Consider the following 19,897-nt stretch of genomic DNA (forward strand, 5'->3'; position numbering starts at 1 on the left):
CCCCACCTTCGTACTGGCTACATTGGATGGATGACCACGACACTCGGCCGTACCCGGCGCCGAACCCTCGCCTGGGTCGCCGCGATCACGGCAGTGCTGGCCGTTGCCCTGGCCGGAGTCCTCTGGCTGGTGCCGAGCCGCTACCTGCCGTGGGACACGACGCCGTTTCCCGACATCGACCGGACAGCGCTGTCAGCCGAACAGGTGGCGGTGGTGGACCTGCTCGAAGCCGAACACGACGCGCAGCGACCCGGCACCTTCTATTCCGAAGGCGTCGAGCAGGCGTGGTGCGCGAACTTCGTCAGCTGGATCATGAGGGAAGCGGACATGCCGCTGTCGAACCCGAACTCGGGGCACTGGCGCATCCCCGGTGTCTACACGTTGCAGGAGTACTACGAGTCGGTGGGACGATTCGAGGCGGCCGGCACCGGCTACCGGCCGGTCGTAGGCGACGTCGTGCTCTACGACAACACCAGCTGGGTCGGCCAGCACACGAACGTCGTCGTCGCGGTCGACGGCGACACCGCGACCACCGTCGGCGGCAACGAGATGGGCCGGATTCGCGTCCACACCGTCGACTGGGCGACGGATTCCGCGGTCGTCGGGTTCGGGCGGCTGCCCGCGGCGTGAGCCGGGGATGATCAGCGCCCTCCGTGGGTATACGTCGAACAGCTCACGCCGCCCTGCCGCGGCGTCGAGCCCCGACAACCCGGAGGCGGACATGACCGAGAATCCCGTTCAGCGCGCGGTCGACAGTGCCACCGACAGCACCACATTCGAACGAGCGGCGCGTGCCGGACACGTGATGAGCGGGTTCGTGCACCTGCTCATCGGATACATCGTCGTCAGGCTCGCGTTCGGTGGCGGCGGCACGGCCGACCAGTCGGGGGCGCTCGGCACGCTCGCCTCGACCACGGGCGGCGCGATCGTCCTGTGGATCGCCGTCGTGGCCTTTGTCGCGCTGGGGCTGTGGCGCCTCGCGGAAACCGTGATCGGTCCGCACGCCACCGAGGCCACATCACAGGAAGAGGTGTCACTGGTCGACCGGGCCAAGGCATTCGGACTGTCGGTCGTCTACTTCGCGTTCGCGTACTCCGCGTACCAGTTCGCCCGGGGGAGCGGCAAGTCCAGTGGGGAACAGAACGCGGGCCTGAGCGCCCGGCTGATGGAGTCGGGTGGTGGCAAGGCGGTTCTCGTCGCAGTCGGGCTCGTTACCGTCGCGATCGGCGGCTATCACGTGTACAAGGGCGCCTCGAAGAACTTCCTCGACGACCTGAGGACATCGGGTGGGAAGGCCGTCACGCTGCTCGGTGTCGTCGGCTACGTCGCGAAAGGACTCGCGATCGTGGGCGCCGGGATCCTCGTTATCGTCGCGACCCTGCAGTCGGACCCATCGAAGGCCACCGGCCTCGACGGTGCGGTCAAGACCTTGGGTGAGGCACCTTTCGGGCAGATCGCCCTGGTGCTGGCCGGTGCGGGGATCGCGACGTACGGGCTGTACAGCTTCGTCATGGCCCGGTACGCCCGGATGTGACGACGCGTCCCGTTCTACAGGCCCGCCGCCGACAGGGCGTCGTCGATCGCGTCGCGGACCTCGTCGAGCGTCCGGCCCGCAGCCAGCTCCCGTGCCGTCAGCTCCTCGATCCGGTCCTCGACCTCGGCATACCGCGCGAGCCAGCGCTCCTTGTCGGCCTGCCAGTAGCCCATCACGTGGTAGCGATCGGGCGACCAGCCGAGGTCGCGGCGCAGGTGGGCGCGCATGGCACGCATCGCGCCTGCCTCACCACCGGCCCAGACGTACTCGGCGTCGGCGAGGCGCGGTACCGCGGCAAGGGTGTGGGGGAGAAGGCTCGGGGACAGGCCGTTGCCGGTACCGGTCAGCCAGGTCACCGTCAGCTCGGCAGTCGTGGCCCACTCCTGCCGGTCGGCGTCGTGGGGGATCTCGGCGACGACGTGGACGGTCGCGCGGTGGTCGAGCGACTCGACGATCCGTCCGGCAGCGGGCAGTGCTGTGAGGTCCGCGAGCAGGACGAGGCGACGTGCGGGCGCGGGCGGATTCCACCAACCCTTGGGTGACGACAACACCACGGGTGTGCCAGGTGCTGCGGACCGCGCCCACTGCGCCGCGGCGCCGCCGGCGTGCACCGCGAAGTCGATGTCGACGACACGTGTGACAGGGTCCCAGGACCGGACGGTGTAGCTGCGGCGGTGGCCGCGCTCCGCGGCGTCGGGGAATGCGACCAGAACCCGCTCGTCGGGATCGCCGCTGGTGTCCCAGTCGACTAGTGCGGGTCCACCGATGCGGACGCGCCGCAGGCTCGGTGAGAGGGTCGTCACGTCTGTGACGTGGGCACGGAATCGAGGGTCGTCGGGGGTCGCCACGGGCCCACCCTAGGCCGACCAGGCACATCCCAGCGATTTCCTCGGCATACCCGCTGGAATGTGACCCGCGACACGCCGAGAGTGGTGCGCCGATGACCTGCGCGAAGGCTTACGACCTGGGAATTCCATGAATGTCGTTCACAACATCTCGCGTGTTGCGGGTTTGTCGGCCACTAGGTGTAGTGTCGGAGGCACCGAGAAGGCAGTGCCCGGAACGGTCGAGAACGTGGGCCGAGGGGCTGCTTCAGTAGGTGAGATTGGCGTCACGTACGGCGTCGCGATCCGGCTGTTGCCGGCCGTGTTCACCGCGTTCGGAAGGACCGAGTAAACACCGTTCACTGGATTTCGAAAGCACAGCTTCGATTCGTAAGCCAAGGGGAAGAGGACTTACATGAGCATCACCGTCTACACCAAGCCGGCGTGCGTTCAGTGCAATGCGACCTACCGTGCGCTCGACAAGGCCGGTATCGAATACAACGTCATCGACATCAGCGAGGACGCTGAGGCCCGCGACTTCGTGATGGCCCTCGGGTACCTGCAGGCGCCCGTCGTGGTCGCAGGCGACGATCACTGGTCGGGTTTCCGTCCCGATCGGATCAAGTCCCTCGCCACCGCGGCGGCCTGAAGATCTCACGGAGATGATCGGCAGTGACTTCGCTGGTCTACTTCTCTAGCGCATCGGAGAACACCCACCGCTTCGTGCAGAAGCTGGGAATCCCGGCTGAGCGCATACCGCTGCACGACCGCGAGGGCACGTTCGAAGTCGACGAGCCGTACGTCCTGATCCTGCCCACCTATGGCGGCGGGACGACGGTGACCGGACGCGACACGAGCTACGTGCCCAAGCAGGTCATCCGATTCCTCAACAACCAGCACAATCGCTCCCTCATCCGAGGGGTGATCGCTGCTGGCAACACCAACTTCGGCGAGTCGTATTGCTATGCCGGAAACGTGATTTCGCAGAAGTGTCGGGTCCCGTACCTGTACCGCTTCGAACTAATGGGAACAGCCGAGGACGTCGACGCAGTGCGCCAAGGCCTCGCAGACTTCATGGAGAGTGAACAGTGGCACCGACCATCACAGACACAGCCCCGGCTGGGAGTGTAGAGCGCGCTACGGCACGACCCGACTCGTCGGCGGGGGAGCTCGACTACCACGCGCTGAACGCGATGCTGAACCTGTACGGCCCGAACGGGGAGATCCAGTTCGACAAGGACCGTGAGGCGGCGCACCAGTACTTTTTGCAGCACGTCAACCAGAACACGGTCTTCTTCCACAACGTGGACGAGAAGCTGGACTACCTGATCAAGGAAAACTATTACGAGCGTGAGGTTCTCGATCAGTACACGCGCAACTTCGTCAAGGATCTGATCGACCGCGCGTACGCGCACAAGTTCCGATTCCCGACGTTCCTCGGCGCGTTCAAGTACTACACCTCGTACACGCTCAAGACGTTCGACGGCAAGCGCTACCTGGAGCGCTTCGAGGACCGTGTCTGCATGGTCGCGCTGACCCTCGCCGCGGGCGACGAACACCTCGCGGAGCAGCTCGTCGACGAGATCATCTCCGGCCGCTTCCAGCCGGCGACCCCGACGTTCCTCAACTCCGGCAAGAAGCAGCGCGGCGAGCCCGTCTCCTGCTTCCTGCTGCGCATCGAGGACAACATGGAGTCCATCGGCCGCGCCATCAACTCGGCACTGCAGCTGTCCAAGCGCGGTGGCGGAGTTGCGTTGCTGCTCAGCAACGTTCGCGAACACGGCGCGCCGATCAAGAAGATCGAGAACCAGTCGTCGGGCGTCATCCCGATCATGAAGCTGCTCGAGGACTCCTTCTCCTACGCGAACCAGCTCGGCGCGCGTCAGGGTGCGGGCGCGGTGTACCTGCACGCCCACCACCCGGACATCTACCGCTTCCTCGACACCAAGCGGGAGAACGCGGACGAGAAGATCCGCATCAAGACGCTGTCCCTCGGCGTCGTCATCCCGGACATCACGTTCGAGCTGGCGAAGAAGAACGAGGACATGTACCTCTTCTCGCCGTACGACGTCGAGCGCATCTACGGCAAGCCGTTCGCCGACATCAACGTCACCGAGAAGTACTACGAGATGGTCGACGACAAGCGCATCCGCAAGTCGAAGATCAAGGCGCGCGAGTTCTTCCAGACCGTCGCCGAGCTGCAGTTCGAGTCCGGCTACCCGTACATCATGTACGAGGACACCGTGAACCGGGCCAACCCGATCGCGGGCAAGGTCACCCACTCGAACCTGTGCTCGGAGATCCTGCAGGTCTCCACGCCGTCCGAGTACAACGACGACCTGACCTACAGCACCGTGGGCAAGGACATCTCCTGCAACCTCGGGTCGCTGAACATCGCGAAGACGATGGACTCGCCGGATTTCGCGCAGACCATCGAGACGTCGATCCGTGCGCTGACCGCGGTCGCGGATCAGACGTCCATCGACTCCGTCCCGTCGATCCGCAAGGCCAACGACGAGGGTCACGCCATCGGCCTCGGGCAGATGAACCTGCACGGCTACCTCGCCCGCGAACGCGTCCACTACGGCTCGGCCGAGGGTATCGACTTCACGAACATCTACTTCTACACGGTCGTGTACCACGCGATCCGCGCGTCCAACGCGATCGCCAAGGAACGCGGCACGTACTTCGCGGGCTTCCCGGAGTCGAAGTACGCGACGGGTGAGTACTTCGACAAGTACACGAACCAGGTGTGGGAGCCGGCGACCGAGCGGGTGCGGCAGCTGTTCGCCGACGCCAACGTCCACATCCCCACCCAGGACGACTGGCGTGAACTGAAGGCGTCCGTGCAGCAGTACGGCATCTACAACCAGAACCTGCAGGCCGTCCCGCCGACCGGGTCGATCTCCTACATCAACAACTCCACCAGCTCCATCCACCCGGTGGCGTCGAAGATCGAGATCCGCAAGGAAGGCAAGATCGGTCGCGTCTACTACCCGGCGCCCTACCTGACGAACGACAACCTGGAGTACTACCAGGACGCGTACGAGATCGGGTACGAGAAGATCATCGACACCTACGCCGCTGCCACCCAGCACGTGGACCAGGGTCTGTCGCTGACGCTGTTCTTCAAGGACACCGCCACCACCCGCGACATCAACAAGGCGCAGATCTACGCGTGGCGCAAGGGAATCAAGACGCTCTACTACATCCGACTTCGGCAGATGGCCCTCGAAGGCACCGAGGTGGAGGGTTGCGTCTCGTGCATGCTGTGAGTCTTGGTAATGATTTTTCGAACGGAGTGAGGGCATCGTGAGCCAGAAGATCAAGCTGATCGACCGGGTGTCGGCGATCAACTGGAACCGCGTCCCCGACGAGAAGGACGCGGAGGTGTGGGACCGCCTCACCGGCAACTTCTGGCTGCCGGAGAAGGTGCCGGTCTCCAACGACATCCCGTCCTGGAACACGCTGACCGCGGGCGAGAAGCAGCTCACCATGCGGGTGTTCACGGGTCTGACGCTGCTCGACACCATCCAGGGCACCGTCGGCGCCGTCTCGCTGATTCCGGACGCGCTGACCCCGCACGAGGAGGCGGTGTACACCAACATCGCGTTCATGGAGTCGGTGCACGCGAAGTCGTACTCCAGCATCTTCTCCACGCTCTGCTCCACGCGTGAGATCGACGACGCGTTCCGCTGGTCGGAGGAGAACCCGAACCTGCAGCGCAAGGCCGAGATCGTCCTCGAGTACTACAACGGTGACAGCCCGCTCAAGCGGAAGGTCGCCTCGACGCTGCTCGAGTCGTTCCTGTTCTACTCCGGCTTCTACCTGCCGATGTACTGGTCGTCGCGGGCCAAGCTCACCAACACCGCCGACCTGATCCGCCTGATCATCCGCGACGAGGCCGTCCACGGCTACTACATCGGATACAAGTACCAGCGCGGACTCGAGCAGCTGACGCAGGAGGAGCGCGAGGACCTCAAGAACTACACGTTCGAGCTGCTGTTCGAGCTGTACGACAACGAGGTCGAGTACACGCAGGATCTCTACGACGAGGTCGGGCTCACCGAGGACGTCAAGAAGTTCCTGCGCTACAACGCCAACAAGGCGCTGATGAACCTCGGCTACGAGGGCCTGTTCCCGAAGGACGAGACGGACGTCAACCCGGCGATCCTGTCGGCGCTGTCCCCGAACGCGGACGAGAACCACGACTTCTTCTCCGGCTCCGGCTCCAGCTACGTCATCGGCAAGGCCGTCAACACCGAAGACGAGGACTGGGACTTCTAGCGCGCACGGCCCCGCTTCACCCCGCATCGACCGAATGTGGCGGTCAGCCATTCCGAATGGCTGACCGCCACATTCGGTCTTGGGCGGCGGCGCTCTTCTCACACGTTTCGAACGGGGTTACCGTCGACGTGGCGGGTTCACAATCGCGAGGAGGCGGCGATGAGCGGTCGAGTGGTGCACTTCGAGGTCCCGTTCGACGACGGGGACCGGGCGCGGGGGTTCTACCGTGACGTGTTCGGTTGGGACTACCACGATATGCCCGAGTACAACTACACCGGTGTGTCGACCGGTCCGACGGCGGACACCGGGATGCCCGCCGAACCTGGGTACATCGGCGGCGGCATGTTCGAACGCGAACCGTCGTTCCCGCGGGGACCGGTGATCACGATCGACGTCGCGAGCATCGACGACACGCTCGCCAAGATCACCACCCTCGGCGGTGAACCGGTGGGGGAGAAGACGGAGGTCGGCGAGATGGGATACGCCGCCTACTTCAAGGACACCGAGGGCAACGTCATGGGCCTGTGGGAGACCCGGACGTCCTGACCGCTCAGCGCTCGAACCAGGTCTCCCGACTGCCCCGTAGCGCCTTCTCGATCCGCCCGACGGAACTGTCGTTGAGCGGGGAGGGCAGCGCGTCGGGGGAGAACCACGCGACCTCGAGGTTCTCGTCGTCCGAGGGGTGCGGTTCCCCGCCCACGTGGCGCGCCAGGAAACACAGGTCCAGATACTGGGCCTGGTCGCCGTTGGCGTGCGTCAACGGCGCGGTCACGTCCACGCTGGACAGCCGGACGAGTTCGACCTCGACGCCTGTCTCCTCGCGGATCTCCCGGACGATCGCGGCCGCGGGCTGCTCGCCGGGTTCGAGGATGCCCGAAACGATCGCCCAGTTTCCGTTGTCGGCCCTGCGTCCCAACAGGATTCGTTCGTCCTCGTCGACGACGACGGCGCTCACGCCGGACAGCCACAGTGGGGCGTGTCCGACGTGAGCGCGCAGGTCGAGGATGAACTCGGGGACCGGCATCAGTACCGGAAGGTGACGGGTGCGGCCTGCTGCCCGGAGTAGGGGAGCAGGATGCTCGGCGCGAGCGGCGCCACGAACCGTGCCGGGATGCCTGCGAACTCGCCGCCCCCTGCCCGCGCCGGGGTGTCGAGTTGCGCGAACCGGATGCGGTGCATCGAGTCGTCGCCGACCATGTTGCCGTCGGACGTCTCCGCGGTGAGGAAGGTGCCCTGGTCGGTGAATTCGATCCACGGGTCGGTGAGGGCGATCTCCGCGAGGTGGAACCGGGTGAACGAGACGACGGTGCCGCGGTAGCGGACGGTGCCGAGACCGGTCGCGGGATCGACGTCGGCGCCGTCGAGCTCGAAGGTGAGACGGCCGTCGCCGAGGACGGATGCGCCGTCACTGCCGGTGATCGATCCCTGCAGAGTGGTCCTCACGAGATCTGCGTATCCAGGCGCAACGCCCCACACGAGATCCTGCTGCGGCGGAACCGGCGCGTTGGGTCCCGGTGCGGGATCGAAGTTCACGGGCACCGACAGTTCCTCGGCGGCGTTGACGGCGTCGGCGGCCGCATACGTGTAGACGCCGTACACGGCATCGGGAGCGGTCTTCGCCGGCTTGGTGACGGTGAGCGTCGCGGTGAACGAGCCGTCGTCGGCCAGCGGCACCCACTGCTGGCGAATGGTCCGGCGGAAGTCGAACGGGACGTCGGGCACCCGGTTCAACGCGTCCTCGGACATCACCCACGCCGTTGCGGAACGCTGCTGGCCGACGCGGGCGTCGGCGGGAGCGTCCTCGGACGGACGCCAGTCGGGCGCGAACGCACCGAAGGTGACGAACGTGCCGTGCGGGACGCCCGGGGGAACGGGGACGGGCAGACCCGACGTGTTGGCATCGGGGTCGAATCCGGTGCCGCGCACCACGATCCGGTCGCCCTGGTGGACGGCGGTGTCACCCAGCGGGGTGACGCCGTCCGCTGCGAGCACCTCGATGTGCGCGGTGCCGGTCGGTGCCGCGACCGCGCCCGGCGCGGCGAGCACCGAACCGGCGAGCACGACGCCCAGTCCGGCGAGAAGAACCCGCGTCCTAGTTGACGTAGCCATTGAGTGACGCCTCCAGGTCGTCGAGAATGCCGTTCGCGGCGATCACGCCGATGCCGGTCATCCAGATTTCGTCGTCGACGGCGAACACACGCTTGTCCGTCACCGCGCCGAGCCGCTGCCACAGGTCGCTGTTCATGATGTCGACGCCCTGGCCGCGGGCCTCGTCGCCGTAGAAGCTGACGTAGATGATGTCGCCTTCGGCCTTCGGCAGTTCCTCTTCGCTGAGCTCGGCGAACCGGCGATCCTGTGCGCCCTCGAGCCGCTGGAACGGGGGCCGCTGCACGCCGGCGTCGGCGAGGACCTGACCGGAGAAGCTGTCCGGGCCGTAGATCCGGATGACGCCCGGCATGAACCGGACGACCGACGCCTGGGTCTCGGAGGAGTTCAGAGACTTGCCGGTCTCGGTGGCGGTGGTCTCGTACTCGTCGAGCACCTGCTGGGCACTGGCTCCGCGGCCGAGGGCCGTGCCGTCGAGGACCAGGTTGTCCTTCCACGTCAGGCCCACCTTCTCGGTGAACGTGGTCGGCGCGATGGCCGAGAGCCGCTCGTAGTCGTCCGGGGTGCGGAACTTCGAGCCGAGGATCAGATCCGGCTGCAGCGCCGCGATCTTCTCGAAGTTGGGCTCCTGGACGGTGCCGACCGGTTCGACCGCTGCGATGGTCGCGCCGAGGTATTCGGGCTGCGCGCCGACCGCGCCGGTGACGGCTGCACCGACGAGGCGGTCCTGCAGTCCGAGCGCACACACGGTGTCGAGCTTGTCGGTGTCGAGGACCACGATTCGCTGCGGGTCTGCCGGGACCTCGGACTCGCCCGCGGCGTGCGCGACCTTGCGAACCGAGCCGGTGACGCCTGCGGGGTCGACGGGGGCGGTCGGGCCGCAGACGTTCTCGGTGTCGCGGGCGTTGCCGAGGACGCCCGCACCGGCGACGTTGGTGGTGCTGCGGACGATGGTGCTCGCCGCGTCTTCGGTTCCGGATCCGCCGCACGCGGTGAGGACGAGCGCGGAGGCCGCGAGCACGGCGGCAGGTGTCAGGCGGCGGATGAGTGTGGGCTTGCGCATGTGGCGGGGCTTTCCTCTCGCGGGGGGATGCTCCGAAGACTATCGACGGTGACGGTCCGGTCACCGTGGGGGAGAGCCAGTAGGACGTAGGTAAGCCAAACCTTAACACTGGGTGGGGAGGTCTTGGATCGACCGCGTGCGCGGTCGCAGACCGCGCCGATGCGCGCACCCGGCGGTGACGCGGCCCGTGTGACGGTGACGCGCGGTCGTGATCGTCGTGGGCCGTCCTGTCGCCCCAGGTCAGGGACGAGTTCGGTTTTCGGATCGACACGAAGTACGACAAGAGGTAGGACCCGGTCCCCGGATCGTCGGGCGACGGTCTACGATTCTCACAGCGCAAGCCATGAGGATGGTCGTCTCGCAGCCCGAGGCGAGTGTCCTGAGCGAGCCTGCGGAGCGACCAAGGGCACATTCAGGAGGATCAGTGACTGCCGTAGCGCCCCAGCCAGTCCCCGAGCTAACGGCCAAACGGCCGTTTCCGGCGAGGCTTGGACCTAAGGGTTCCTACATCTACAAGATGATCACCACGACCGATCCCAAGGTCCTCGGGATCATGTACATGGTGACGTCGTTCGCGTTCTTCCTGATCGGCGGCCTGATGGCCCTGCTGATGCGTTCGGAACTCGCGATTCCCGGCATGCAGTTCCTGTCGAACGAGCAGTTCAACCAGCTGTTCACCATGCACGGCACGATCATGCTGCTGATGTACGCGACGCCGATCGTCTTCGGTTTCGCGAACTACATCCTGCCGCTGCAGATCGGTGCGCCCGACGTCGCGTTCCCGCGCCTGAACGCCTTCAGCTACTGGCTGTACCTGTTCGGCTCGACCGTCGCGACCGCCGGCTTCATCACCCCCGGTGGTGCCGCAGACTTCGGTTGGACCGCGTACAGCCCCCTCACCGACGCCCTGCACTCGCCCGGCGTCGGCGCGGACCTGTGGATCCTGGGCCTCGGCGTCAGCGGCCTCGGCACCATCCTCGGTGGCGTCAACATGATCACCACCGTCGTGTGCCTCCGCGCTCCCGGCATGACCATGTTCCGCATGCCGATCTTCACCTGGAACATCCTGGTGACCAGCGTGCTGATCCTGCTCGCCTTCCCGCTGCTGACCGCGGCGCTGCTCGGCCTGTTCGTCGACCGTCACTTCGGCGCGCACATCTTCGACCCGGCCAACGGCGGCGTCCTGCTGTGGCAGCACCTGTTCTGGTTCTTCGGCCACCCCGAGGTGTACATCATCGCCCTGCCGTTCTTCGGCATCGTGTCGGAGATCTTCCCGGTCTTCTCGCGTAAGCCGATCTTCGGTTACAGCGGCCTGGTCTACGCCACGCTCGGCATCGCCGCCCTGTCCATCGCCGTGTGGGCGCACCACATGTACGCCACCGGCGCGATCCTGCTGCCGTTCTTCTCCTTCATGACGTTCCTCATCGCGGTTCCGACCGGTGTGAAGTTCTTCAACTGGATCGGCACCATGTGGAAGGGCCAGTTGACGTTCGAGTCACCGATGCTGTTCTCGGTCGGCTTCATCGTGACGTTCCTCTTCGGTGGCCTGTCCGGCGTCCTGCTCGCCAGCCCGCCGCTCGACTTCCACGTCACCGACTCGTACTTCGTCGTCGCGCACTTCCACTACGTGCTCTTCGGCACCATCGTGTTCGCCACCTACGCGGGCATCTACTTCTGGTTCCCGAAGATGACCGGACGCATGATGGACGAGCGTCTCGCGAAGTGGCACTTCTGGACGACCTTCATCGGCTTCCACACCACGTTCCTCGTGCAGCACTGGCTCGGCAACGAGGGCATGCCCCGTCGCTACGCCGACTACCTGCCCTCCGACGGGTTCACGACGCTGAACACGATCTCCACGATCGGTGCTTTCGTCCTCGGTGCCTCGACGCTGCCGTTCATCTGGAACGTCTTCAAGAGCTACCGCTACGGCGAGGTCGTCACGGTCGACGACCCGTGGGGTTACGGCAACTCGCTCGAGTGGGCGACCACCTGCCCGCCGCCGCGTCACAACTTCACCGAGCTGCCCCGGATCCGTTCGGAGCGCCCGGCGTTCGAGCTGCACTACCCGCACATGGTCGAGCGGATGCGCGCAGAGGCACACGTCGGCCCCGGGCACGGCAGCAAGACCGCCGTCCTCGAGGACGCACACTGAGCCTTCGCGTCGCCGACCAGCGATAGCGCAGATGGCAACTGAAAGGCCCCGCCCGACATTCGGGCGGGGCCTTTCGCCTTGCAGAACCCTGCTTGGCACAATGGAGCACGAAACCCGTGGCAGCGGCCGCGGGATGGAGGGAGATTCTCGGTGGGTTCGGATGCACAGTCGGCGACGACGGTTCTCGTGACCGTGACGGGCCGGGACCGCCCGGGCGTCACCTCGGTCCTGCTCGCCGCGCTCGCACGGCACCACGTGAGCCTGCTCGACGTCGAGCAGGTCGTCATCCGCGGCAGGCTCACGCTCGGAGTGCTCGTCGAGTGCCCGTCGGATCCGGAAGCGCTGCAGGAGGCGCTCGAGGGCGCGATGGCCACGGTCGGAATGAGCGTGGACGTCGAGATCGGTGGAGGTGCGGCGGCGCGGCCCGTCGCGCCCACGCACGCCGTCGTGGTGCTCGGCAGCCCCGTCACCGCCCGCTCGTTCAGCCACATCGCGAGTGAGCTGGCGAAGCAGGGCGCGAACATCGACTCGATCCGCGGCGTCGCGGACTACCCCGTCACCGGCCTCGAACTGATGGTCACCGCGTCCGACACCAGCGAGGCCGCGAACGGCCGTCTGCGCACCGCGTTGTCCGAACTGGCGATGGCCGAATCGGTCGACATCGCCGTCGAGCGCGCCGGCCTTTCCCGGCGGGCCAAGCGGCTCGTCGTCTTCGACGTCGACTCGACGCTCGTTCAGGGCGAGGTCATCGAGATGCTCGCCGCACACGCGGGCGTCGAGGACAAGGTCCGTGAGGTCACCGAGTCCGCGATGCGCGGCGAGATCGACTTCACCGAGTCGCTGCACCAGCGGGTCGCGACCCTGGCCGGGCTCGACGCGTCCGTGATCGACGAGGTCGCGGCGCAGATCGAACTCACCCCGGGTGCCCGCACCACCATCCGCACCCTCCGTCGTCTCGGCTACCACTGCGGCGTCGTGTCGGGCGGTTTCCGGCAGGTCATCGAGGGCCTCGCGCACGAACTCGAACTCGACTTCGTCCAGGCCAACACGCTGGAGATCGTCGACGGCAAGCTCACCGGCCGCGTTGTCGGGGAGGTCGTCGACCGCGCGGCCAAGGCCGTCGCACTGCGCCGCTTCGCCGACCAGGTCGGAGTGCCGATGGAGCAGACGGTCGCCGTCGGCGACGGCGCCAACGACATCGACATGCTCAACGCCGCGGGTCTCGGGGTCGCGTTCAACGCGAAGCCTGCGCTGCGCGAGGTCGCCGACGCTGCGCTCTCGCATCCGTTCCTCGACGCGGTGCTGTTCGTTCTCGGAGTGACACGGCACGAGGTCGAGGCCGCGGACGCCGTCGACGGGCTGGTGCGTCGGGTTCCGCTCTGATGCTGATGCTGCCCGACGCCGGGTTCGCTGCCAGGCACGCCGTCCTCGCGGCCGGGTACGGTCACCGGCCCGACCCGGAGGATCCCGCGCAGGTGCTGGCGATGCCGCTGGTCCTGCACATCCCGAAGGCCGATCCGCCCGCGCGTACCGCGGTGCTGGAGGCGGCCGCCGCGGCGACGGTGGCGCTGTGCCTGGACGCCCGCGTCGGCAATGGCGAGGACGGCGAACCCGGGCCGTGGCAGCGTGACTACCTGGCATGGACGGGCGCCCGCATTCGCAAGGTCGCGCGGCGGGCGCGGGGCGCGCAGTGGCTGGCCGTGCAGGACGTCGACGGCGTCACCGTCGAGGTCGACGGCGCGCAGGCTCGGGCGTTCGTCCCGGGGCCGGTCGGCGACCTCGATCCTCGGGTGCGCAAACTGCAGATCGGTGGCACCGATCTCGACCACGACGATCCCGACGACGCCGACCCGTCGTTGCCGGTGCTGTGGCTGAACGCTCCGCTCGGGATGACGGTGGGGAAGGCGGCCGCCCAGGTCGGGCACGCGGCGATGATGCTCGCGGGCGCGATGACGGTCACGCAGGCGGCGGAGTGGGCCGCGCAGGGGTTCCGCTGTGCGGTGCGTGACGCCGATCCTCAGCGCTGGGCCGAGGTGACCGCACTGGTCGCCGCGGGGGAGGCGGTGGCCGTCCGTGACGCCGGGTTCACCGAGGTCGCCCCCGGGTCGATGACGGTCGTCGCGACGGCGACGCCACCGGACCCGGTGCCGGATGAACCAGCTGGTGGACGGATCTCCGGTCGACGTTGGGCATTTCGTCGGCCGGGTGGTCGGCGTCGCTCGTAGCGCTGGTCGTCTCGGGTAGGCCGGCGCTGCTCGCGGACTCGTTGATCGTCGGAAGGTGGTGCAGGCGTGAGTCTTTCGTCAAGGTTGCAGGACAAGGGCGGGCCGTTGCTCGCGGAGCAGCTCGCGCATCCGACGGTCGTCGGTATCGGCCGAGGCGACATCGACCCCGCCGAGTTCCGACGCTGGCTCGAACAGGACTACCTGTACCTGCTCGACTACACGCGGGTGTTCGCACGACTCGCGTGGCAGGCGCCCGACGGGCACCTCGGAGAACTCGTGGACCTGGCGCACTCGACGCTGCACGAGGAACTGAACCTGCACCGGGAACTCTCGGAACCGTTCGGCGCCGACTTCGACGCCGCGACCCCGAGTCCGCAGTGCGTGGCGTACACGGGCTTCCTGCTCGACGCCGCCGCCGACTACGGGCGCGGGCTTGCCGCGTTGCTGCCCTGCATGTGGGGCTACTCCCAGTTGGGAGTCGCGCTCGCGCAGAACCCGCCCGCCGACCCGCGCTTTCGGCGCTGGGTCGACACCTACGCGGATCCCGGCTTCGCGGCGCTCGCACAGCGATGCGCGCAGATGCTGGACGAGGCGGCGCCGGACGAGGCCGTCGCGGACGAGGCATTCATGACGGCGATGCGGCACGAGCTCGCATTCTGGGACGCCCGGTGAGTACGGCGCAGACGCTTTTCGACGGTGAGACCGAGCGCTGGGCGACGGTGACGCGGCGCGTCGTGTTCGGGCGCGTCGTCGGCTTCGAGGAACGGTTCCGGGACGCGCTGGTACGAGTCTCCGACACGCGTGCGCATCCCGGTGTACGGGGACGGCGTGTGTGAGAGAAGATGGCAGCCGTGTCCGAACCTGATCCCGATCTGCTCATCGATTTCGACGACGTTCTGATCCGCCGCGGTGGCGTGACCCTGGTGGGTCCGGTGACCTGGAAGGTGGAGCTCGACGAGAGGTGGGTCGTCCTCGGCCCGAACGGTGCCGGCAAGACGTCGCTCCTTCGTATCGCGGCGGGGGAGGTGTTCCCGACGTCCGGTCACGCGAACCTGCTCGGGGAGACCCTCGGCCGGGTCGACGTCAACGAGTTGAAGCCGCGCATCGGGCTGTCGTCCTCGGCGCTCGCGAATCGCGTCCCCTCGGACGAGTTCGTGAAGGACCTCGTCGTCTCCGCCGGGTACGCGGTCCTCGGCCGGTGGCGTGAGCGCTACGAGGACATGGACACCGAACGCGCAGTGGAGATCCTGGAGAGCATCGGCGCGGAGCACCTCGCCGACCGCACCTACGGCACGCTGTCCGAGGGCGAGCGCAAGCGGGTGCTCATCGCTCGCGCGCTGATGACCGACCCGGAGTTGCTGCTCCTCGACGAGCCCGCGGCCGGACTCGACCTCGGCGGTCGCGAGGAGCTCGTGGCGCGGCTCGCGGATCTGGCGGCCGACCCCGACGCGCCGGCGACGGTCCTCATCACCCACCACGTCGAGGAGATTCCGCCCGGCTTCACCCACGCGCTGCTCCTCAAGGAGGGTGAGGTCGTCGCGCAGGGACTCGTCGACGATGTCATCACCGCGGAGAACCTGACGACGGCGTTCAGCCAGTCGATCTCGCTCGACCGCGTCGACGGCCGCTTCTTCGCCCGTCGCACCCGCCTGCCCGGCCAGCACCGCCGCTGACGCCACCCCACCAGGGGCGGTGGGGAGTGGTGGCGGGGCGGCGACGGACGCGGCGTAAGTTGCGTGACATGGATCTCAGCCAGCTGCCCACCGACGTCCCGGTCAAGGACGCGTCCACCGTCATCCTGTTGCGCGACGGCGTCTCCGGTCCGGAGGTGTTCCTGCTGCGCCGCGTCGTGAGCATGGAGTTCGCCGGCGGCATGACGGTGTTCCCCGGCGGCGGCGTCGATCCCCAGGACGCATCCGCCGATGTCGCGTGGGCGGGGCCGCCGGTCTCGTGGTGGGCCGAGCGCTTCGGCGTGGACGAGTCGCGCGCGAAGGCACTCGTGTGTGCGGCGGTGCGCGAGACGTTCGAGGAATGCGGGGTGCTGCTCGCGGGCCCCACCGCGGACACCGTCGTCGCCGACACCTCCGGCTATGCGCAGGCCCGCAAGCAACTCGAGTCGCGCGAGCTGTCCTTCAGCGAGTTCATCGCGAACGAGGGATTGGTGCTGCGCGCGGATCTGCTTCGCCCGTGGGCGAATTGGATCACCCCGGTCGGAGAGACCAGGCGCTACGACACCCGCTTCTTCGTCGCCGCCGCACCGGAAGGGCAGACGGCCGACGGAGAGACGTCCGAGGCGGCGTCGGTGGCCTGGCAGACGCCCGAGGAGGCGCTCACGGACTGGCGTGCCGGGAAGACGATCCTGCTTCCGCCGACGTGGACGCAGTTGACCTCGCTCGCGCAGTTCGGTTCGGTCGCGGAGGTGCTCGCCGCAGAGCCGGAGATCCCCGTGATCCTGCCGACGCTGTACCAGGAGGACGGGCAGCTGAGGGTGCGGTTCCCGGGGCAGGATCCCTACTACGAGGCCGTGATCCATCCGTGGAGCAAGCGGTAGCGACGCGGGATCCGGGTTGGGACGAGCGGAGCGCCGGATCTGGGATCAGGGATTACCGGTAGCCTTCCGGTCATGGCTGAGTTCGTAACCCTCGAAGTGTCCGACGGCATCGGCACCATCCGTCTTGCCCGTCCCCCGATGAACGCCCTGAACCGTCAGCTCCAGGAGGAGCTGCGTGCGGCGGCCCGTGAGGCCACCGTCAACGACGAGGTCGCGGCCGTCATCGTGTACGGCGGCGAGAAGGTGTTCGCGGCCGGTGCGGACATCAAGGAGATGGCGGACATGACGTTCGCCGAGATGTCGCCCATCGCGGGCGAGCTGCAGTCCGCGTTGGGTGCGATCGCCGACATCCCGAAGCCGACGGTCGCGGCGATCACGGGCTACGCCCTGGGCGGCGGTCTGGAGATCGCGCTCGGTGCCGACCGCCGCATCGCGGGGGACAACGCGAAGCTCGGTGTTCCCGAGGTGCTGCTGGGCGTCATTCCCGGCGGCGGCGGCACGCAGCGGCTGGCGCGTCTGATCGGCCCCGCGAAGGCGAAGGACATGGTGTTCACCGGTCGCTTCGTCGGCGCCGAGGAGGCCCTGGCGATCGGTCTGATCGACGAGATGGTCGCGCCCGACGAGGTGTACAACGCTGCCCGCGCGTGGGCGTCGAAGTTCGTCGGCGGCGCTGCGCGTGCGTTGGCCGCGGCGAAGGCGTCGATCGACCAGGGTCTCGACACGGATCTGAACACCGGCCTGAAGATCGAGGCGGCCCAGTTCGCGGCCCTGTTCGCCACCGAGGACCGCACGATCGGCATGGCGTCGTTCGTCGAGAACGGGCCGGGCAAGGCCAAGTTCGTCGGCAAGTGACCTCGGGTGCCCCGGGTGACGCGTGGTCGCGTCACCCGGGGCATTTTTTTATCGAAAACTAGAACTTGTTCCTTGCTTACCGCAGGGTAGGCTCTCCTCCATGACTGCAAGCCCGAACAACGGCGTCGATCCCGCGCCGAACCCGCACGCCACGGCCGAAGAGGTCGAAGCAGCGCTCAAGGACACCAAGCTCGCCCAGGTCCTCTACCACGACTGGGAAGCCGAGACGTACGACGAGAAGTGGTCCATCTCGTACGACGAGCGGTGCATCGAGTACGCGCGCGGTCGGTTCGACGCGGTCGCCGGGGATCTGCCGCTGCCGTACGGGCGGGCGCTCGAACTGGGCTGCGGTACCGGGTTCTTCCTGCTCAACCTGATGCAGGGCGGGGTCGCGAAGACCGGTTCGGTGACCGACCTGTCGCCGGGCATGGTCAAGGTCGCGCTGCGCAACGCCGAGAACCTCGGACTGGAGGTCGACGGCCGGGTCGCGGACGCCGAGCGGATCCCGTACGACGACAACACCTTCGACCTCGTCGTCGGCCATGCGGTGCTGCACCACATCCCGGACGTCGAGCAGTCCCTGCGCGAGGTGCTCCGCGTGCTCAAGCCGGGCGGCCGTTTCGTGTTCGCGGGCGAGCCGTCCACGGTCGGCAACTTCTACGCCCGCTGGCTGGGGCGCATCACCTGGGAGGCCACCACCACAGTCACGAAGCTGCCGTTCCTGGCCGACTGGCGTCGCCCGCAGGCCGAGCTCGACGAGTCCTCCCGTGCCGCGGCGCTCGAGGCGGTCGTCGACATCCACACGTTCGACCCGACCGACCTGGAGAACATGGCGAAGTCGGCCGGTGGCACCGAGGTTCGCGCGATCACCGAGGAGTTCGCCGCGGCGCTGCTCGGCTGGCCGGTCCGGACCTTCGAGGCGGCAGTGCCGCCGGAGAAGCTCGGCTGGGGCTGGGCCCGGTTCGCGTTCGGTGGGTTCAAGACGCTGAGCTGGGTGGACGAGAAGGTCCTCAAGCATGTGGTCCCGCGCAACTTCTTCTACAACGTGATGATCACCGGTGTGAAGCCGGAAGGGAAGTAACGATTCCGGGTGGGCTATGACTTCACCGTCGAGGACGTCCGGTACCTGAGCGCCGCCGCGGACGACCTCGCCGAGGTGGATCGTCTGGAGTTGTCCCCGCGTGCGCACCTGGCCGACATCGGCCGGGTGCGTACCCGTTTCGGCGACCGGTCGGCTGCGCTCGTCGAGACGGTGCTGCTGCGACGCCGCGCCGAGGGCAAGCTCGACGGACTGGGCTGGCTGCTCACCGACGACGCACTCCAGCAGGCCACCCCGACCGTCGTGGCGCGTCACCGCGCCGCTCGGCTGTCGGGTCGGGACGTGCACGACGTCACCTGCTCGGTCGGGGCGGAACTGTCCGCGCTCGTCGGCGCCGCGGGACGCGTTCTGGGCAGCGACATCGACCCGGTTCGGACGGCGATGGCGTCGCGAAACGTCCCCGGCGCCACCGTGATCCGCGCCGACGCCCTCGCGCCGTGCAGCCGCGACACCGTCGTGCTCGCCGACCCGGCCCGCCGCTCGGGTGGCAAGCGCAGGCACGACCCCGCCGCGCTGATTCCGCCGTTGCCGGACCTGCTGGACGTGTATGCGGGCCGGGACATCGCGGTCAAGTGCGCCCCGGGACTGGACTACGACAAGCTCGGATGGGACGGCGAGGTGGAGATCGTCTCGCTGTCGGGTGGGGTGCGTGAGGCCTGCCTGTGGTCGCCCGGTCTCGCGGGTGAGGGCGTCGGGCGTCGGGCGACGGTCCTCGCCGCAGACGGAACCGGCTGGGAGATCACCGACGCCGAGTCCGACGACATTCCGGAGCAGGATCCGGGGGAGTGGATCGTCGACCCGGACGGCGCCGTCGTCCGCGCGGGGCTGGTGCGGCACTACGCGGCCCGGCACGGGCTGTGGCAACTCGACCCACGGATCGCCTACCTGACCGGCAACTCGGTGCCCGAGGGCGTGCGCGGATTCCGGATCCTGGTGCAGCTCAAGTACTCCGAGAAGGCACTCAAGCAGGAGTTGGCCCGGCTCGACTGCGGCGTCGCGGAGATCCTGGTGCGCGGTCTCGACGTCGACCCGGCGGTGCTGCGCCCGAAACTCAAGTTGAAGGGTGACCGCTCGCTGAGCGTGGTCCTGACCCGGATCGGTCGGACGCCGGTGGCGTTCGTCTGTGAGGCCGGCGCCCGCGCCTGAGTACGAAAAGTTGACAGTCGCTGTCACAAAGGCAGATACTCTCATCATGCGGGGT

21 protein-coding genes are annotated in these 19,897 nt (G+C 67.6%); 17 read left to right on the forward strand and 4 right to left on the reverse strand.

The features are described 5' to 3' along the window. Positions 1-30 precede the first annotated feature (30 nt). Positions 31-630: a CHAP domain-containing protein gene (locus FFS72_RS11095; RefSeq protein WP_137873994.1), complete on the forward strand. Its 600-nt coding sequence runs from the start codon at positions 31-33 to the stop codon at positions 628-630. A 91-nt stretch (positions 631-721) separates the two neighbouring features. Then, the gene (locus FFS72_RS11100; protein ID WP_137873995.1) at positions 722-1,534 is read left to right on the forward strand and encodes a DUF1206 domain-containing protein; all 813 of its coding nucleotides are present in this window, start codon (positions 722-724) and stop codon (positions 1,532-1,534) included. Positions 1,535-1,548: 14 nt separating this feature from the next. On the opposite strand, the gene FFS72_RS11105 is transcribed toward FFS72_RS11100, so the two are convergent. Beyond that, positions 1,549-2,382, reverse strand: coding sequence for a siderophore-interacting protein (locus FFS72_RS11105; protein WP_249353242.1), 834 nt, complete (start codon positions 2,380-2,382; stop codon positions 1,549-1,551). Between the two features lie 391 nt (positions 2,383-2,773). Between FFS72_RS11105 and nrdH the strand changes: the two genes are divergently transcribed. The 5 genes from nrdH to FFS72_RS11130 all read left to right on the forward strand — a co-directional run bounded on the left by nrdH (position 2,774) and on the right by FFS72_RS11130 (position 7,191). Continuing rightward, positions 2,774-3,007 carry a glutaredoxin-like protein NrdH gene (gene nrdH, locus FFS72_RS11110; protein ID WP_050064837.1) on the forward strand — a complete coding sequence of 78 codons (234 nt, stop codon included), beginning with the start codon at positions 2,774-2,776 and terminating at the stop codon, positions 3,005-3,007. A 23-nt stretch (positions 3,008-3,030) separates the two neighbouring features. Further along, positions 3,031-3,489, forward strand: a complete 459-nt coding sequence (gene nrdI / locus FFS72_RS11115; RefSeq protein WP_137873996.1) for a class Ib ribonucleoside-diphosphate reductase assembly flavoprotein NrdI — start codon at positions 3,031-3,033, stop codon at positions 3,487-3,489. Beyond that, entirely contained in the window at positions 3,447-5,633 is a 2,187-nt protein-coding gene (gene nrdE / locus FFS72_RS11120) for a class 1b ribonucleoside-diphosphate reductase subunit alpha (protein ID WP_050064839.1), read from the forward strand. Before nrdI ends, nrdE begins: the two co-directional genes overlap by 43 nt. 49 nt (positions 5,634-5,682) lie before the next feature. Then, positions 5,683-6,645 carry a class 1b ribonucleoside-diphosphate reductase subunit beta gene (gene nrdF, locus FFS72_RS11125; protein WP_050065234.1) on the forward strand — a complete coding sequence of 321 codons (963 nt, stop codon included), beginning with the start codon at positions 5,683-5,685 and terminating at the stop codon, positions 6,643-6,645. A gap of 159 nt (positions 6,646-6,804) precedes the next feature. Further along, a complete protein-coding gene (locus FFS72_RS11130) occupies positions 6,805-7,191 on the forward strand; it encodes a VOC family protein (protein ID WP_137873998.1) in 387 nt (128 codons plus the stop codon). Positions 7,192-7,195: 4 nt separating this feature from the next. On the opposite strand, the gene FFS72_RS11135 is transcribed toward FFS72_RS11130, so the two are convergent. Genes FFS72_RS11135 through FFS72_RS11145 form a run of 3 tightly spaced genes read right to left on the reverse strand, consistent with a single transcriptional unit; the run spans position 7,196 to position 9,814 of the window. Next, positions 7,196-7,669 (reverse strand): NUDIX hydrolase, encoded by a 474-nt coding sequence (locus FFS72_RS11135; RefSeq protein WP_137873999.1) that lies wholly within the window; start codon positions 7,667-7,669, stop codon positions 7,196-7,198. Beyond that, positions 7,669-8,754 (reverse strand): HtaA domain-containing protein, encoded by a 1,086-nt coding sequence (locus tag FFS72_RS11140; RefSeq protein WP_137874000.1) that lies wholly within the window; start codon positions 8,752-8,754, stop codon positions 7,669-7,671. The genes FFS72_RS11135 and FFS72_RS11140 overlap by 1 nt, the downstream gene beginning before the upstream one ends. Further along, positions 8,738-9,814: an ABC transporter substrate-binding protein gene (locus FFS72_RS11145; RefSeq protein ID WP_137874001.1), complete on the reverse strand. Its 1,077-nt coding sequence runs from the start codon at positions 9,812-9,814 to the stop codon at positions 8,738-8,740. Before FFS72_RS11145 ends, FFS72_RS11140 begins: the two co-directional genes overlap by 17 nt. Before the next feature lie 424 nt (positions 9,815-10,238). On the opposite strand from FFS72_RS11145, the gene ctaD reads away from it, so the two are divergent. The 10 genes from ctaD (at position 10,239) to FFS72_RS11190 (ending at position 19,842) form a co-directional block, all read left to right on the forward strand. Continuing rightward, on the forward strand, positions 10,239-11,969 hold the full coding sequence (gene ctaD, locus FFS72_RS11150) for an aa3-type cytochrome oxidase subunit I (protein ID WP_137874002.1): 1,731 nt from the start codon (positions 10,239-10,241) through the stop codon (positions 11,967-11,969). A gap of 150 nt (positions 11,970-12,119) precedes the next feature. Beyond that, a complete protein-coding gene (gene serB / locus FFS72_RS11155) occupies positions 12,120-13,352 on the forward strand; it encodes a phosphoserine phosphatase SerB (protein WP_137874003.1) in 1,233 nt (410 codons plus the stop codon). Between the two features lie 5 nt (positions 13,353-13,357). Next, positions 13,358-14,194, forward strand: coding sequence for a peptidyl-tRNA hydrolase (locus FFS72_RS11160; protein ID WP_137874077.1), 837 nt, complete (start codon positions 13,358-13,360; stop codon positions 14,192-14,194). 66 nt (positions 14,195-14,260) lie between these two features. Continuing rightward, on the forward strand, positions 14,261-14,866 hold the full coding sequence (locus tag FFS72_RS11165) for a TenA family protein (protein ID WP_137874004.1): 606 nt from the start codon (positions 14,261-14,263) through the stop codon (positions 14,864-14,866). Continuing rightward, positions 14,863-15,030 carry a hypothetical protein gene (locus tag FFS72_RS26420; protein ID WP_171018633.1) on the forward strand — a complete coding sequence of 56 codons (168 nt, stop codon included), beginning with the start codon at positions 14,863-14,865 and terminating at the stop codon, positions 15,028-15,030. Before FFS72_RS11165 ends, FFS72_RS26420 begins: the two co-directional genes overlap by 4 nt. Positions 15,031-15,036: 6 nt before the next feature. After that, the gene (locus tag FFS72_RS11170; protein WP_137874005.1) at positions 15,037-15,867 is read left to right on the forward strand and encodes an ABC transporter ATP-binding protein; all 831 of its coding nucleotides are present in this window, start codon (positions 15,037-15,039) and stop codon (positions 15,865-15,867) included. 68 nt (positions 15,868-15,935) lie between these two features. Further along, on the forward strand, positions 15,936-16,745 hold the full coding sequence (locus tag FFS72_RS11175; RefSeq protein ID WP_137874006.1) for an NUDIX hydrolase: 810 nt from the start codon (positions 15,936-15,938) through the stop codon (positions 16,743-16,745). A gap of 72 nt (positions 16,746-16,817) precedes the next feature. Further along, positions 16,818-17,597, forward strand: coding sequence for an enoyl-CoA hydratase/isomerase family protein (locus FFS72_RS11180; RefSeq protein ID WP_137874007.1), 780 nt, complete (start codon positions 16,818-16,820; stop codon positions 17,595-17,597). 100 nt (positions 17,598-17,697) lie between these two features. Next, positions 17,698-18,678 carry a class I SAM-dependent methyltransferase gene (locus tag FFS72_RS11185; RefSeq protein WP_137874008.1) on the forward strand — a complete coding sequence of 327 codons (981 nt, stop codon included), beginning with the start codon at positions 17,698-17,700 and terminating at the stop codon, positions 18,676-18,678. Between the two features lie 9 nt (positions 18,679-18,687). Further along, entirely contained in the window at positions 18,688-19,842 is a 1,155-nt protein-coding gene (locus FFS72_RS11190; RefSeq protein WP_137874009.1) for a THUMP-like domain-containing protein, read from the forward strand. Positions 19,843-19,897: the final 55 nt, after the last annotated feature.

It is taken from the genome of Rhodococcus sp. Q, from assembly GCF_005503035.1.
Lineage (GTDB): Bacteria > Actinomycetota > Actinomycetes > Mycobacteriales > Mycobacteriaceae > Rhodococcus_G.

What these genes read in the sequence shown, in the direction of transcription:
- FFS72_RS11170 (WP_137874005.1), top strand. Translation starts at nt 15,037, where the DNA reads ATGGCAGCCGTGTCCGAACCTGATCCCGATCTGCTCATCGATTTCGAC.
- FFS72_RS11175 (WP_137874006.1), top strand. Translation starts at nt 15,936, where the DNA reads ATGGATCTCAGCCAGCTGCCCACCGACGTCCCGGTCAAGGACGCGTCC.
- nrdH (WP_050064837.1), top strand. Translation starts at nt 2,774, where the DNA reads ATGAGCATCACCGTCTACACCAAGCCGGCGTGCGTTCAGTGCAATGCG.
- FFS72_RS11095 (WP_137873994.1), top strand. Translation starts at nt 31, where the DNA reads ATGACCACGACACTCGGCCGTACCCGGCGCCGAACCCTCGCCTGGGTC.
- FFS72_RS11140 (WP_137874000.1), bottom strand. Translation starts at nt 8,754, where the DNA reads ATGGCTACGTCAACTAGGACGCGGGTTCTTCTCGCCGGACTGGGCGTC.
- FFS72_RS11160 (WP_137874077.1), top strand. Translation starts at nt 13,358, where the DNA reads ATGCTGCCCGACGCCGGGTTCGCTGCCAGGCACGCCGTCCTCGCGGCC.
- FFS72_RS11180 (WP_137874007.1), top strand. Translation starts at nt 16,818, where the DNA reads ATGGCTGAGTTCGTAACCCTCGAAGTGTCCGACGGCATCGGCACCATC.
- FFS72_RS11130 (WP_137873998.1), top strand. Translation starts at nt 6,805, where the DNA reads ATGAGCGGTCGAGTGGTGCACTTCGAGGTCCCGTTCGACGACGGGGAC.
- FFS72_RS11145 (WP_137874001.1), bottom strand. Translation starts at nt 9,814, where the DNA reads ATGCGCAAGCCCACACTCATCCGCCGCCTGACACCTGCCGCCGTGCTC.
- FFS72_RS11135 (WP_137873999.1), bottom strand. Translation starts at nt 7,669, where the DNA reads ATGCCGGTCCCCGAGTTCATCCTCGACCTGCGCGCTCACGTCGGACAC.
- FFS72_RS11100 (WP_137873995.1), top strand. Translation starts at nt 722, where the DNA reads ATGACCGAGAATCCCGTTCAGCGCGCGGTCGACAGTGCCACCGACAGC.
- FFS72_RS11185 (WP_137874008.1), top strand. Translation starts at nt 17,698, where the DNA reads ATGACTGCAAGCCCGAACAACGGCGTCGATCCCGCGCCGAACCCGCAC.